The 15176-nt window shown below is 33.1% G+C and carries 9 protein-coding genes; 3 read left to right on the plus strand and 6 right to left on the minus strand.

Features of this window, described 5'->3' with window-relative positions; all coding sequences use genetic code 11:
- Positions 1–91: 91 nt before the first annotated feature.
- Positions 92–2839: a TonB-dependent receptor gene (locus EM932_RS13100; RefSeq protein WP_135877643.1), complete on the minus strand. Its 2748-nt coding sequence runs from the start codon at positions 2837–2839 to the stop codon at positions 92–94.
- 369 nt (positions 2840–3208) lie between these two features.
- Positions 3209–3595, minus strand: a complete 387-nt coding sequence (locus EM932_RS13105; protein ID WP_135877644.1) for a carboxypeptidase-like regulatory domain-containing protein — start codon at positions 3593–3595, stop codon at positions 3209–3211.
- 160 nt (positions 3596–3755) lie between these two features.
- Here EM932_RS13105 and EM932_RS13110 point away from each other — a divergent pair, with 160 nt between their 5' ends.
- Together EM932_RS13110 and EM932_RS13115 are read left to right on the plus strand one after the other, a co-directional pair.
- The gene (locus EM932_RS13110) at positions 3756–5099 is read left to right on the plus strand and encodes a deoxyguanosinetriphosphate triphosphohydrolase (protein WP_135877645.1); all 1344 of its coding nucleotides are present in this window, start codon (positions 3756–3758) and stop codon (positions 5097–5099) included.
- Positions 5100–5149: 50 nt separating this feature from the next.
- The gene (locus tag EM932_RS13115; protein WP_135877646.1) at positions 5150–8341 is read left to right on the plus strand and encodes a T9SS type A sorting domain-containing protein; all 3192 of its coding nucleotides are present in this window, start codon (positions 5150–5152) and stop codon (positions 8339–8341) included.
- 141 nt (positions 8342–8482) lie between these two features.
- Here EM932_RS13115 and dxs read toward each other — a convergent pair whose 3' ends face one another.
- On the minus strand, positions 8483–10249 hold the full coding sequence (dxs, locus tag EM932_RS13120; RefSeq protein WP_135877647.1) for a 1-deoxy-D-xylulose-5-phosphate synthase: 1767 nt from the start codon (positions 10247–10249) through the stop codon (positions 8483–8485).
- A 41-nt stretch (positions 10250–10290) separates the two neighbouring features.
- On the opposite strand from dxs, the gene EM932_RS13125 reads away from it, so the two are divergent.
- Complete coding sequence (locus EM932_RS13125; protein ID WP_135877648.1) at positions 10291–10740, plus strand: nucleoside deaminase; 450 nt, start codon at positions 10291–10293, stop codon at positions 10738–10740.
- A gap of 288 nt (positions 10741–11028) precedes the next feature.
- Here EM932_RS13125 and EM932_RS13130 read toward each other — a convergent pair whose 3' ends face one another.
- From EM932_RS13130 to aspS, 3 genes are all read right to left on the minus strand, one after another.
- A complete protein-coding gene (locus tag EM932_RS13130) occupies positions 11029–11265 on the minus strand; it encodes a hypothetical protein (RefSeq protein WP_135877649.1) in 237 nt (78 codons plus the stop codon).
- A 129-nt stretch (positions 11266–11394) separates the two neighbouring features.
- The gene (locus tag EM932_RS13135; protein WP_135877650.1) at positions 11395–13182 is read right to left on the minus strand and encodes a chloride channel protein; all 1788 of its coding nucleotides are present in this window, start codon (positions 13180–13182) and stop codon (positions 11395–11397) included.
- Between the two features lie 51 nt (positions 13183–13233).
- Positions 13234–14988: an aspartate--tRNA ligase gene (gene aspS, locus EM932_RS13140; protein WP_135877708.1), complete on the minus strand. Its 1755-nt coding sequence runs from the start codon at positions 14986–14988 to the stop codon at positions 13234–13236.
- Between the last annotated feature and the right edge of the window lie 188 nt (positions 14989–15176).

Genomic DNA, 15176 nt, shown 5'->3' on the forward strand with positions numbered 1-15176 from the left:
TATATCGGAATTTGAGGTTGCACAAATGTGCTAATAAAAGAAAATCCCGAGGATCTCCTCGGGATTTTCTTTTATTGTGTTTTGCTTATTCTTAAAAAGAATATTTTAAACTTAAACTTAACAAACTTCCCTTTTTATATGAACTAACAATTTTATCGGTTTCAATATTTGTATTAATATCTCTAACTAATTGTGTTTGTTCTATATCAGGGTTAATAAGGTTTCTTCCAATAAATTTTACTAATAATTTATCAGTTATTTTTTTACTAACGACTAAGTCTAATGTAAAAAATCCTTTTTCTATAATTTCATCATTATAAAGTGTAGCACTATTAGCAAAATCTTCGGGAGACCCTAATGCAAATATTTTATCTGAAGAATAGTTACCAGTTACAGTTGCAATAAATTCTTTTTCTTTTTGACTGTTGTAACTAAATGCTCCATTCAAAATTAAATCTGAAGCTCCTTGTAAATCAGATTCAGTGACATTATTATATTGAAACTCTTCTAATAAATCCTGATTAAACCACATTTTTGTTATGTTGGTGTTAAAATTAAGGATAGGTTCTGCTTCTTCATTTTCGATTAAGTTTAATCGTGACTCTAACTCGATACCAAATACATTTGCTTTTTCGCCCGTATTTGAGAATTCAAAAATCCCGGCTGAACCTCTAGTTAAAGCAAGGTTAATAGGATTTTTAATTTGTTTATAAAATGCCGTAGCAGAAATTAGCTCTCCTTGTTTTGGAAAAAATTCCCATTTTAAATCAGCATTAAAAACATCAGATTTTTCCAAATCAGGGTCACCTCTCGTAACACGACCTGTTGGTGAAACATATTCAAAAGGAGATAATTCTTTAAACTCTGGTAAAGTTTGAGTTAAACTTGAAGCAAAACGTAGAAAGTGTTTTTCATTTAACTCATATTTTAAATTAACACTTGGGTATATGTCATTATATTCCTTTGCAATTGATCCAATACGTCCAACAAAGTTTGCTACATCCCATAAGACATTTATTTCATCTTTCTCATATCTTACACCTACGTTTCCAGATAACTTTTTGAACTCAAAATCTAAATTTGCAAAACCAGATATGATAGTTAAATCTGCATCATACCTATCTGCATCTCTTTCTCTTAAAATTAACCCGTTATTAAAGTTAGCTTCTGTGAAAGTAAGTGAAAATTCATCCACAGACGGAACTTGAAAATCTCTTGCTCTAACACCAATGAATAATGAACTAAATACCCTTTCTTTTTTACGGATATTAGCTCCTACATGAAGTTTGAAGGGCTTCTTGTCATCTTCATTTAATTGTCCAAAACTTATTTCATCTTTTAAATAAGCATTGTATTCTATGTCCTCAATTTTCTGGTTAGATTTTCTTTGTTGAAAATCACCAACGTGTGCATATTGAGTTAAACCAGATGTGTTTATATCTAAAATATTAGCCTCATTTCTTATCCTGTTAGGTTCTTCTGCCAATACAAAATTATAACCACCTGCCCATTTAAGTCTGTTATTCTCACCTATATTATGATTACCAATTATTTGGTTAACAAGTAATCTGGTTTGCTTGAAATTTTGATCTCTTACAAAAGCACCATCTTCTTGAGGATCTTGGTCAAAGACATAACCCAAGCCATTTCTACCTTGCTCGTAAACATTATCGGTACTCCTGTTAACAGATAAACTACTTATTTTTATTCTGTTATCACTATTAATTTTTAATCCCAGGTTTATATATCCAGTAGAGTTAGTATTAGTTGTAAAAGACTCAACATCGGTAAATTCATTGTCTAAAATGTTTGACCTATAGCTTCTGAAAATACCTTCCTGGTATCCAAAAGATTTTGAATGAGAACCAGAAGCAAAGATTGATAGCTCTTTTCCAAAAACTTCAAACTTATACCCTCCGGTTAAAGATATATTGTAGTTTCCTGTATTATTTTGTTTTAATGGATCCCAACCTTGTCTTGTAATTAAATCGACTGTAGCAAACTGTTTTTTATGAAAACCAAGTGTAACGTCTTCAGAGGCTACACTTCTTTTAAAATCACCATCTACACCCAGAACATTAGTATTGTACCCAGAGCCAATACTAATAGAAAATTGCTTTTTGGAATATTCTTTAGAAGAAATATCCACATTTCCGGAAGATTGATCAGCATAACTTGAAGTAGCATAGGTTTTACTAATACCTACGTTCTCAATCATGTTCGTTGAGAATAAATTTAAATTAATATTTTTATTATCAACGTCATCAGAAGGTATAGGTAATCCATTCATTGTAGTAGACAAATATCTGTCTCCTAGTCCTCTTATGTATATTTCTCCGGTTCCTTCACTTCTAGTAACTCCAGATATTTTAGTTGTTGCTGTAGCTGCATTGGAAACACCAATTTTACCTAATCTTTCAGCTCCAATACTTTCTTTTATTATAGCAGCCTTCTTTTGTTCCAACAAAAGAGCAGTCTCACTCTCTCTTTTGGTTGTCGTTTTAATGACAATTTCATCCAAAGAAGCTGCACTAGCTCCCATTGGTACATTTACTTCAGTTACTTTGCCTGCAACTATTTGTATAGGTATTTCTTGAGTTTCATACCCAACAAAACTGAACATTAATGTGTATGCTCCAGGATCTAGGTTTTCCAATTTATAATAACCATCAAAATCTGAAGTAGTTCCTTTAGTAGTACCTTTTATTATCACGTTAGCAAAGGCTAAAGGCTCATTGTTATACTCTTTGTCTGTTAGTTTTCCAACAACAGAACCCGTACTTTGAGCATGAGAAAATGTAGCAGTAAATACTGCGAATAGTATTAAAATTCTTTTCATTATTTCTATTAATTTCTAAGCTGCAAAGAACGGTAGACTATGTAAAGAATATGTTACCTTTAGATTAAACAACAGTAACCAAAGAGTTATCTAAATGTTATCTAAAACGGCACTGTATTTTGGTTTGTAAACAATAAATTAACATTGAAAAGACCTTAAAAAGAATAGATTTTTTAAGTTTATAAAAACAGCTATTAGTGTTTAGTAGAAAATTAACGAAGTATTAGATGTTCTTGTCTCTCTTTTTACATTAGATTTTAAAATATGGACGACAAATAGTTTATGCTCTAAAAAGAAAGGGAAAGGAATGATGATAGTGAATTAGCGTAATAACCAACTTTGAATGAGCTCGTTTTTACGTCTTCAGTTTTAATTTAATCGAGAAGCTGTTTTGTTATTTTTCTCGCTAACGTTGGTGATGGATGCAAGTTCAAGTAAAGAAATAGTACTTGCTCCTAAAGAAGTTTTAATATAATCAGATTCTCCAGAAATAACTTTTACTTTTAATTCTTTAGTTTCATAACCAGTGAAGCTACATACTAAAGTGTAATCACCATCCTTTAAATTTTCGATAACAAATAAACCAGTTTCATCTGTAGTCGATTTAATAGAAGTTCCTTTAATAGAGACATCAGCAAAAACTAAAGGATTGTTATCAAACTCTTTATCCGTTAATTTGCCAGCTATTAACCCAGTGTTTTGTGAAAAACAAAAAGAGGTGAAAATTAGTATAAAAAAAGTTATTAGCTGTTTCATTAGTATAAAAAATAATGCAGCAAAGAACTGATTTTATAATCATTGGTATGTTATCTAATTATTAAAGAACGATGATTAAAATGTTATCTTAATGTTATCAAATTATTGAAGGCTAATTATTATTGAATTTAGTTATCTTGCTTGTTCTTAAAAATATAAAATGAACTGGGAACAATTATTATCCTTAAAACGCTTTGGCGATACTAATAAACGCATACGAAAAGAACAAGACGAAACCCGTTTAGGATTTGAAGTAGACTATGATCGGGTTATTTTTTCCGCAGAATTTAGAAGCCTTCAAGATAAGACACAAGTAATTCCTTTATCTCAAACCGATTTTGTACATACCAGATTAACACATAGTTTGGAGGTAAGTGTTGTAGGACGTTCATTAGGAAGGTTAGTTGGTAAGAAACTATTAGAAAAACATCCGCATTTGCATAGTGTTCATGGGTATCAGGCTAACGATTTTGGTGCTATCGTTGCCGCGGCTGCTTTAGCACATGATATTGGTAATCCGCCTTTTGGGCATTCAGGAGAAAAAGCCATAGGAGAATTTTTTAAAACAGGAAATGGAAAACAGTTTAAAGACTCGTTAACAGATAAGGAATATCAGGATTTATGTGATTTTGAAGGGAATGCCAATGGCTTTAAAATTCTAACCGAAAGTAGAGCAGGGCGAGAAGGAGGATTACGATTAAGTTATGCCACATTAGGCGCTTTTATGAAATACCCCAAAGAATCACTTCCCAAAAAACCAACAAAACATATTGCTGATAAGAAGTATGGATTTTTTCAAAGTGAAAAAGAAGCATTTATTGATGTTGCTAGTGAGTTAGGTTTATTAAAAAGAAGTGAAACAGATATAAGTTTTTCAAGACACCCTCTTGCTTTTTTAGTAGAAGCGGCAGATGATATTTGCTATACCATAATCGATTTTGAAGATGGTATCAATCTTGGTTTAATACAAGAAGAGTTTGCATTAGAATATTTAATAAACATTGTAAGAGACAAAATTAAAACTAAAAATTACTACGAGCTTTCAAATAAGGAGGATAGAGTAAGTTACTTAAGAGCTCTAGCAATTGGAACATTAATAGACGAGGCAGCGGCTATTTTTATGGAACATGAAGACGTTATTTTAAATGGTAGTTTTGATTGTGCTTTGTTGGATAAAAGTAAATATGAAGCACAAATAAATGATATTATTAAAATTAGTATTGAAAATATCTATCAATCAAGTGAAGTTGTAGATAAAGAAATTGCGGGTTATGGTATTATAAATACATTGTTAAAAACGTATACAAATGCTGTAAATAATGGTTATAATAATACCGCTTCAAATTATGATAAACTCATTTTAAAGAGCTTGCCAAAAACCATTAAAACTGATGATGTTAGTTTATATAAGCGCTTGTCCAGTATATGTCATTTTGTATCCTTACTTTCAGATAGTAAAGCGATATTAAATTATAAAAAATTGAAAGGTTTTCAGTTTAGTTAAGACGAATAAGGCTGTTAATTAATTTCTAATCAAATACAATCTACTTAATTATGAAAAAAAATGCCCCTACTGCATTAGTAACATGTTTTTTACTTGCTTTGTGTACTGTTTATTATTTTAATTCAAATACACCAAACGATGATTTATCTATTGAAAAATTAAAATCAAAACACAAAGCATTTTTAGAAAATAGCCCATTTAAAGAAACTAAAAAACTATCTAAGCAAGAAAGAAAATCGAGAGGGATACCACCCAATAGCTATTTTGAAAGAGAGTGGGAGCTTACAATGAATCCGGAATTAGGAAGGCCAACTTCAGAAAACTTAAGTAAAATTCAAAAAGACATTAAAAACTCTAGAGTTAGTACATTTGCAAGGGTTTCTGGTGATAAAATTGATAATAGCTGGGTAGAACGAGGGCCCAACAATGTTGGAGGAAGAACTAGAGCCATTATGTTCGATCCTAATGATGCAACGAATAAAATTGTATTTGCAGGTGGTGTTAGTGGTGGTTTATGGAAGAATACAGATATAACATCCTCTTCCTCTTCATGGACAAAAGTAAACATTCCAGAAAATCTTAGTATTACAAGTCTGGCTTTTGATCCTAACAATACAGATGTTTTTTATGCAGGCACAGGAGAATCTTATGTGCAAGGCGATGTAAACGGAAATGGCCTTTGGAAATCAATTAACAGAGGCGTTACTTGGGAAAGAATTTTTGGAGGAGCTACAGCTAATGGAGAAGGCGCTAAACTTACTGTAAATGTTCCAGGTTCTATAGCAGGAGAATACAATGCGGTTCAAGCAGCTTTTGGTAGTCCTTTAACTGAGATTACTGGAGATTTAGTATTGGTTGATGATGGTCTAGCAACAACAATCGATGGTTGTAGTACTTTGGTAAACAGTGCAGCAATAAACGGAAAAATAGCTGTCATTCAAAGAGGAAGTTGCAGTTTTGATACCAAAGTTAAAAATGCAGAAAATGCTGGAGCTATAGCAGTTATAATTGTTAATAATAGCCCAGATACAATAATTGCCATGGGTGGTGATGATTATACCATTTACATACCGTCACTTATGGTTTCTCAAACAGATGGACAAGCTATAATAGCAGCACTTGGTAGTACAGTAAATGTAACTATAGAACCAAATGCCACACCTTCAACCGGGAATTTTAGCTCACGGGGAATTCAGCATATTAACGATGTTGTGGTTAGGGATTTAGGGAGTACTAGTGAAATCTATGTGGCCGCTGCAGCTAGTGCATATACAGACGCAAATCCTACGGGATTTATTGGAACAGGTGCTTACGGCTTATATAAATCTACCGATAATGGAATCACCTGGACTAAAATTGTGTTACCAAAAAATGGTAGTAATAGTGATGTAGCCCCGAATAATATTGAAATTGGATCAGATAACAGGATTTGGGTTTCAACAACACGAAGTTTAGTTTCCCCTTCAGATCCCGGTGGTCAAGTTTTATCCTCTTCAAATGGAACAACATTTACTTTAGAGCATACCATTTCAAATGGAAGAAGAACAGAAATTGCAGTTTCAGCTTCAAACCCTAACAAAGTTTATGTATTAGCTGAGTTGACTTCTGGAACCAATGCCGTTGAATTGATTAGAACAGATAATGCGTTTACATCTACGACTAGTTTGACTTTACCAAATGATGCAGATACAGATATTCCATCTACTGATTTTACAAGAAACCAAGCTTTTTATAACTTATTAATTAAAGTAGATCCGACAAATGATGCTAATGTGTTTGTTGGAGGTATTGATTTGTTTAAATCAGCAAATAGCGGAACCTCTTGGTCACAAATATCCAAATGGTCTAATAATAATAATTTATCAACCTTAAGTGTTCCTTTAGTACATGCAGACCACCATGCTATTACTTTTGGTAATAATAATGCAAGCATTATGCTTTTTGGTAACGATGGAGGTGTATATTATTCAAGCAACGGTGGGTTAAATATTAATAAGAGAAATTTAGGGTATAATGTGACTCAATTCTATACTGTAGGTGTAGCACCTCTTACGGCTACTATTACTGGAGATTATTTTTATGGAGGGACTCAAGATAATGGTACTCAATTCTTTGAAAATTCCAATTCGGGGATTGATAGTTCTGTAACCAATCCAACAGGCGGAGATGGTGCAGCAACCATGGTCGATCAAGATGGAACGGATACGTATTTTATTTATAATTTTGTTTATAATAATAGAATTACTAGGAGAAACTATCCATCTGGGACAGAAACTATAATTAATAGAGAAGATTTAAATAAAGGTGATTTTATCAATCAAGAAACCCTGGATTCTAATTTAAATATTTTATATACAAATTATTCCGAAGCGTCAACTTATGAGGTTAGAAGATATGATTTTAGTGGCTCAGGAGCAGTAAATAAATCTATTTTATCAAATGGGTTACTTGATGGAAACCCTACGGCTTTTAAAGTATCACCTTTTACTACATCATCTACAACATTGTTCATTGGGGTTGAAAATGGGAAATTGATTAAGGTTACCAATGCAGATGGAGCTACAACACCAGTTTGGACAGAAATAGGAGACGCTAATTTTATTGGAAGTATTTCAGATATTGAATTTGGTCAATCTGAGACCGATATTTTTGTAACCATGCATAATTATGGTGTTAAAAACATTTGGTATAGTTCAGATGAGGGAACTACGTGGCTTGAAAAAGAAGGGAATTTACCAGACTTACCAGTTAAAGCTATACTCCAAAACCCTTTAAATGTAGAGGAAGTTATTGTAGGTACAGAGTTAGGTGTTTGGTATACCAATAATTTTTCATCTGCAAAGCCTTCATGGAATCCTGCATTTAATGGTATGAGTAATGTTAAAGTCACAGATTTAGATTTAAGAAATGATAACGTAATTTATGCCTCTACTTATGGAAGAGGAATCTTTTCTGGTGAGTTTACCTCAACATCGTTAAGTATTGTAGATAACGAATTAGAGTCTCAAATAGCATTATACCCCACAGTTTCAAATGGAGAAATGATTATTTCAACAAAAGCGATTACAGGAAAAGTTGATTTGCAAGTATATGATTTGAGTGGAAAAAGCCTTTATAAATCTGAGCTTGAAATGAATGGAAGAAAAAGACCTTTAACTTTAAATGGTTTGTCTTCAGGGATTTACTTGGTTAAGTTTAATAAAGATAATTTTTCAGAAACTAAGAAAATTATTATTAAATAATTAGAGAGTTAATCATATAACAAAAAAGCCTGATTTTTGTCCGTTCGAGTGCAGTCGAAACCTCTTATTCAATAAGATGTTTTAGTTCTCGACTACGCTCGAACAGACATCTTAATGTTTAATTGATTATTATAAATCAAATCACAAAAAATCATTAATATACCTTGTCAAACTTTCAGCATCCAATTCAATAGACTGTTGTAACTCGTTAACACTTCCATGTTCAACAAAATTATCGGGAATACCTAATGTATTTATCGTATTTTTATAATTATTTGCTGCTGCAAATTCTAAAACAGCACTTCCAAATCCGCCTTTTACAGCATTATCTTCAATGGTAATAATAGTTTTATATGTTGTAAAAATATCATGTAAAAGAGCCTCATCTAAAGGTTTTACAAAACGCATGTCGTAATGTGCAACATCTTTCGGTGTATTGCATTTTTGAATGGCCTTGCTTACATTTTTAGCAATAGCTCCAATACTTAAAACAGCTACATTATTTCCCTTTTTAAGTTGTTTGCCTATGCCTATTTCTATTTTAGAAAATGGTTGTTTCCAATCTATAATAACCCCACGTCCACGAGGGTAACGAATCGCTATAGGCTGCTCCAATTCTAATTGAACCGTGTACATGATGTTACGTAACTCGATTTCATTTCTAGGAGAAAAAATAATAAGATTAGGGATACACCTTAAATAAGATAGATCATAAACACCATGATGCGTAGCACCATCTTCTCCAACCAATCCAGCACGATCTAAACAAAAAATAACAGGTAGTTTTTGTAGTGCTACATCATGTATTACCTGATCGTAAGCACGTTGCAAAAAAGTTGAGTAAATATTACAAAAAGGAATTAAACCTTGAGTCGCCATTCCAGCAGCTAATGTCACGGCATGTTGTTCGGCAATACCAACATCAAAAGCACGTTCAGGAATTTCATCCATCATATATTTTAATGAGCTACCGGTTGGCATGGCAGGTGTGATACCTACAATTTTTTTATTTTGTTTTGCTAATTCTACAATAGTATGTCCAAATACATCTTGGTATTTGGGAGGTTGAATGGTTTCAGATTTTACAATCAAATCACCAGTTTGCGCATTAAATTTTCCAGGAGCATGATATTTAACCTGGTCTTCTTCAGCCTGTTTTAAACCTTTGCCTTTTGTAGTGATAATATGTAAAAACTTAGGACCTTGGATAGTTTTTAAACGTTTTAACTCTGAAATTATGAGATCTATATCATGTCCGTCAATAGGGCCAGAGTAATCAAAATTTAAAGCTTCAAAAATATTGTCTTGCTTTTGAGTGCCTTTTTTAACATTGGTTAAATATTGTTTTAATGCACCAACGCTAGGATCTATACCAATGGCATTATCATTTAAAATAACCAGTAAATTGGCATCCGTTACACCAGCATGATTTAGGCCTTCAAAAGCCATACCGCTTGCTATTGAAGCATCTCCAATAATGGCGATGTGTTGTTTTTTATTATCACCTTTTAGTTGAGACGCAATGGCCATGCCAAGAGCTGCTGAGATAGATGTGGAAGAGTGTCCAACCCCAAAAGCATCATAATTGCTTTCTTCTCGTTTAGGGAAACCACTTAAGCCTCCAATTTGTCTATTCGTATGAAAAATACCCTTTCTACCAGTTAATATTTTATGTCCGTAAGCCTGATGTCCTACATCCCAAATAAGTTGGTCTTCGGGCGTATTAAAAATATAATGCAGCGCAATGGTTAATTCCACAACACCTAAACTAGCTCCTAAATGGCCTTCTTTAGTAGCAACTATATTAATTATAAACTCACGCAACTCTTTTGCAAGTTGAGGTAAGTCTTCTTGACTTAAAAGACGAAGCTCTTTTGGTGAGTGAATAGTATTTAATAATTCTTGCATGCGATTGCAAATGTACTATTTGAAATTGTATTTTTGCTTTTATGATAGAACCTTTTGATGATACTTACTTTATGAAAAAAGCACTTCAGGAAGCTGAAGCGGCTTTTGAAAAAGGAGAGGTCCCTGTAGGAGCTGTTATTGTTATTGATAATAAAATAATTGCTAGAGGACACAATTTAACGGAAACATTAATTGATGTAACAGCACATGCAGAAATGCAAGCCATTACAGCTGCAGCTAATTTTTTAGGAGGTAAGTATTTAAAAAAATGCACGTTGTATGTCACTCTGGAGCCTTGCCAAATGTGTGCAGGTGCTTTGTATTGGAGCCAGATTTCTAACATTGTTTATGGAGCTAGAGATGAAGAACGTGGTTGCATTGCTCTAAACACAAAATTACATCCTAAAACAATTATAAAAGGAGGAGTTCTGGCTGATGAAGCTTCTGAACTCATGAAGCGTTTTTTTATTGAAAAACGGAATTTGAATTAATTATAACGAAGGAATTAACGTTCTGAGTCATTTCGAACGAAGAGAGAAATCGCATAAAATATTAATATATGCCTAAATGATGTGATGTCTCAATCGTACCTCTTTCGACATGACTATCAAGCCCTATTTAATGTACTTAGTCATTTCGAACGGTAAAGGTGATCTTTATTTATAACACTATGTGATGTCTCCTAAAGCCTGTCTTGAGCATAGCCTAAAGATCGACCTGACAAAACACCTTCTGTATAGATTAGTACCATATATATTTAGATAGCGCATATAATAATGTTAATATTTTTTATCACGCTCATTTTCGCGCATTTTATCTAAATTCTCTTTAGTAAGCATATAGTCTTTAACATCTTTGTCTTTCCAACGATAATAAGAAAACAATGGAAATACAATAAAGAATAACCCAGCAACACCAAAACCAATTAATTTTTGCGACCATTCATTTTCTAAAAAGTAACCAGTTGCAATACTTCCTAGGGCAGCTAAAAAGAAAAAAAAGATAATATATTTCATTAAAAAGGATATAAGTTAATTAAGAAGCCGTCTAAAAAGTGTCATTCTGAATGAAATGAAGAATCTCTTTAAAACATAAGATTCTTCGCTGCGCTCTGAATGACAAAGTATATTATTTTTTAGATAGCCTTATTTTGTAAAATTAATCAATTGTTGCCTGTAAGCCGTAAGTAATTTAGATTTCGAAATATACCCGTAATATTTCCCATGTTTAACAACTGGTAAATTCCATGCACCGCTGCTTTTAAACTTATCCATAATATCATTCATAGAATGTTCTTCATAAACAATAATATCGGCATCTGCATGCATTAAGCTTGAAGCATCAACCTTGTCATAAAGGTTGGAGTTAAACATAATATGCCTGACATCATCTAAACGAATAACACCTAAAAACTCATGGGCATCATTAACTACTGGGAAATGATTTCGTGACGATTTTGCAACAGCCTTTTTTAATATATCACCAAGTTTCATTTCTGGTTTTAGTATAATGAAATTGGTTTCTATGACTTTATCAATATCCAAAACCATTAATACATTTTGGTCTTTATCGTGGGTCATTAATTCACCACGTTGCGCCAGTCTAAGTGTGTAGATAGAATGAGAAACATAATATTTGGTCATGGCAAATGAAATGGTCGATACAATCATTAAAGGTACAAACAGCTCATATCCACCTGTGATTTCAGCAATAAGGAAGATTGCTGTAAGCGGTGCGTGTAGTACCCCTGCCATTAATCCTGTCATACCAATTAAGGTGAAATTAGATTCTGATACTTGAAAATCTAAGCCAATATTATTAATGATTTTCGCAAAAGCATTACCAAGTGCACTTCCCATAACTAGTGTTGGTATAAAAACACCACCAACACCACCAGCACCAAAAGTAGTCGTCATAGCTATAGCTTTAAATATGGCTATACCAAGTAATAGAGCGATAACAATCCAAATATTAGATAAGTCTAAATTAAAAGGCGTGGTTCCTATGGCAGATATATGATCGCCTTTTAAGAGATTATTCATAATACCATAACCTTCCCCGTAAAGAGGTGGGATAAAGTATAATATAGAACCAATAGCAATACCTCCTATTAACAATCGTTTAGCACGACTTTCAAATTTCTTAAAGAAGTTAGTAATGCCAAAAAATACTTTTGAAAAATATACAGATGCGATACCAGTTACGAGTCCTAAAACGATATAAAATAAAATGTCGTTAATCTCAAATTTATCGGTGAGTTCAAATCGTAATAAAACATCCGTTCCCAAAAACATATAAGAAGTCACTACAGCCGAAACAGATGCTAATAAAAGTGGCACTAATGAAGTAAAAGCAATATCCAAGCTAAATATTTCAACAGCAAAAATAATAGCAGCAATAGGTGCTTTAAACATAGAAGCCATAGCACCGGCAGCAGCACAGCCAATTAAAAGCATCCTTGTTTTGGTATTCATGTGGAACAAACGCGCAGCATTAGATCCTAGAGCAGATCCTACACTTACGGCAGGTCCTTGTAAACCTACAGACCCACCAAAACCAACTGTTAAAGGCGCTGTGATTAGTGCAGCATAAATATTATACCTCGGGATAATACCGTTTAGTTTTGAAATAGCATATAAGGTGGAAGAAATACCATGCCCAATATGCTTTTTTAACCAAATTTGTTTGATCGTATAAACAAGTAAAAGACCAATTATTGGAAATATAAAGTAAAGTGAGTTTTGGTAATTATTAAAGAAATCTAATTCAAAAAGTAATCGAATATAATGCGTTAAGTTTTTTAAGACTACGGTGCCCATTCCTGCTAGGAAACCAACCAGAACACTAAGAATATAAATAAATTGGAGCTCAGAAATATGTTTGTATTTCCAGATTAAAAACTTACGTAAAAGGCTTTTGCTACTTAGAGGCATTATTTTATAAAATTACTAAAAAAAATCCTGCAAAAAAGCAGGATTTAAATTTTATGATTTCAAATTAAGTTTTAAACTCAATTCTGTTAACTGTTCATCGTCAATTGGAGCAGGCGCATCTATCATAACATCTCTTCCAGAATTGTTTTTAGGGAACGCAATAAAATCTCTAATAGTTTCTTGTCCACCTAAAATAGCAACCAATCTATCCAATCCAAAAGCCAAACCACCATGCGGTGGTGCTCCATATTGAAAGGCATCCATTAAAAACCCAAATTGAGCTTTGGCTTCTTCGGGAGTAAACCCTAAGTAATCAAACATTAAAGATTGCGTTTCCTTATCATGAATTCTTATAGAACCACCTCCAATTTCATTTCCATTTAAAACTAAATCGTAAGCATTGGCTTTTACATCACCGGGATTCGTTTTCAATAATTCTAATTGTCCAGGTTTTGGTGAGGTAAACGGGTGATGCATGGCATGGTAACGTTCTGTGTCTTCATCCCATTCCAATAACGGAAAATCCATAACCCATAGTGGCGCAAACTCATCTGGTTTACGCAAACCTAAACGTTCTGCTAGCTCCATACGTAAGGCACTTAATTGTGAACGTACTTTATTTGTATTACCAGATAATACACAAATTAAATCACCTGCTTTTGCATTGGTAACTGCTGCCCATTTTGCTAAGTCTTCCTGATCGTAAAACTTATCGACCGAAGATTTAAAAGAGCCATCATCATTACAACGACAATATACCATGCCTAAAGCGCCAACTTGAGGACGTTTTACCCAGTCAATTAATTTATCTATCTCTTTTCTGGTATAACTATTTCCTCCGGGAACTGCAATTCCAACAACTAGTTCTGCATTATTAAAAACACCAAAATCTTTATGTTGAGCAACAGCATTAAGCTCGCCAAATTCCATACCAAAACGAATGTCTGGTTTGTCGTTACCATACAAACACATAGCGTCATCGTAAAGCATTCTTGGAAATTTTTCTATATCAACACCATTCACTTCTTTAAGCAGATGGCGTGTTAACCCTTCAAAAGCATTTAAAATATCTTCCTGCTCAATAAATGCCATTTCACAATCTATTTGTGTAAACTCCGGTTGTCTATCAGCACGTAAATCTTCGTCTCTAAAACATTTTACAATCTGAAAATATTTATCCATACCACCAACCATAAGCAATTGCTTAAAAGTTTGTGGCGATTGTGGTAGTGCATAAAACTCACCTTCATTCATACGCGATGGCACTACAAAATCGCGAGCGCCTTCTGGTGTCGACTTAATTAAATAAGGCGTTTCAACTTCAATAAAACCTTCTTTAGATAAATAGTTTCTAACTTCTTGAGTGACTTTGTGCCTAAAAATCAAACTCTCTTTTACAGGGTTTCTACGAATATCTAAGTAGCGATATTTCATACGTAAATCTTCGCCACCATCTGTTTTATCTTCTATGGTAAAAGGAGGAAGTATAGCTTCGTTTAATATATTTAATTCAGAAACTAATATCTCAATATCTCCAGTTGGTATATTAGGGTTTTTTGAAGCACGTTCAATAACAGTGCCTTTAACTTGAATTACAAATTCACGACCCAGGTTTTGAGCTTGTTGCATCATCTCTTTAGAAGTACGCTCTTCATCAAAAACCAATTGTGTAATTCCATAACGATCTCGTAAATCTATCCAAACAATAAACCCTTTATCACGAGACTTCTGAACCCAGCCCGCCAGGGTGACTTCTTCATTTATATTTGCAGCTTTTAATTCACCACAATTATGACTTCTATACATAGTTGAAAATTGAAGTGCATTCCTATCTGTTTTCAAGTTAATTAAGCAGTAGTAAATGCATTAAACAGATTGCAAATTTATGAAGATATTACTTTGCAGTATAACGTTTTTTACAAAGATTTAAATAAAAACAGATTTAATACATTCTTAGAATCTATTAATGTTTTTTGTTAAATTATGAATTTACA

The sequence above is a fragment of the Flavivirga rizhaonensis genome (assembly GCF_004791695.1).
GTDB lineage: Bacteria > Bacteroidota > Bacteroidia > Flavobacteriales > Flavobacteriaceae > Flavivirga > Flavivirga rizhaonensis.

Coding starts and splice junctions, on each gene's coding strand:
- EM932_RS13100 (WP_135877643.1), bottom strand. CDS start 2,839: ATGAAAAGAATTTTAATACTATTCGCAGTATTTACTGCTACATTTTCT.
- EM932_RS13115 (WP_135877646.1), top strand. CDS start 5,150: ATGAAAAAAAATGCCCCTACTGCATTAGTAACATGTTTTTTACTTGCT.
- EM932_RS13130 (WP_135877649.1), bottom strand. CDS start 11,265: ATGAAATATATTATCTTTTTTTTCTTTTTAGCTGCCCTAGGAAGTATT.
- EM932_RS13105 (WP_135877644.1), bottom strand. CDS start 3,595: ATGAAACAGCTAATAACTTTTTTTATACTAATTTTCACCTCTTTTTGT.
- EM932_RS13110 (WP_135877645.1), top strand. CDS start 3,756: ATGAACTGGGAACAATTATTATCCTTAAAACGCTTTGGCGATACTAAT.
- EM932_RS13135 (WP_135877650.1), bottom strand. CDS start 13,182: ATGCCTCTAAGTAGCAAAAGCCTTTTACGTAAGTTTTTAATCTGGAAA.
- aspS (WP_135877708.1), bottom strand. CDS start 14,988: ATGTATAGAAGTCATAATTGTGGTGAATTAAAAGCTGCAAATATAAAT.
- EM932_RS13125 (WP_135877648.1), top strand. CDS start 10,291: ATGATAGAACCTTTTGATGATACTTACTTTATGAAAAAAGCACTTCAG.
- dxs (WP_135877647.1), bottom strand. CDS start 10,249: ATGCAAGAATTATTAAATACTATTCACTCACCAAAAGAGCTTCGTCTT.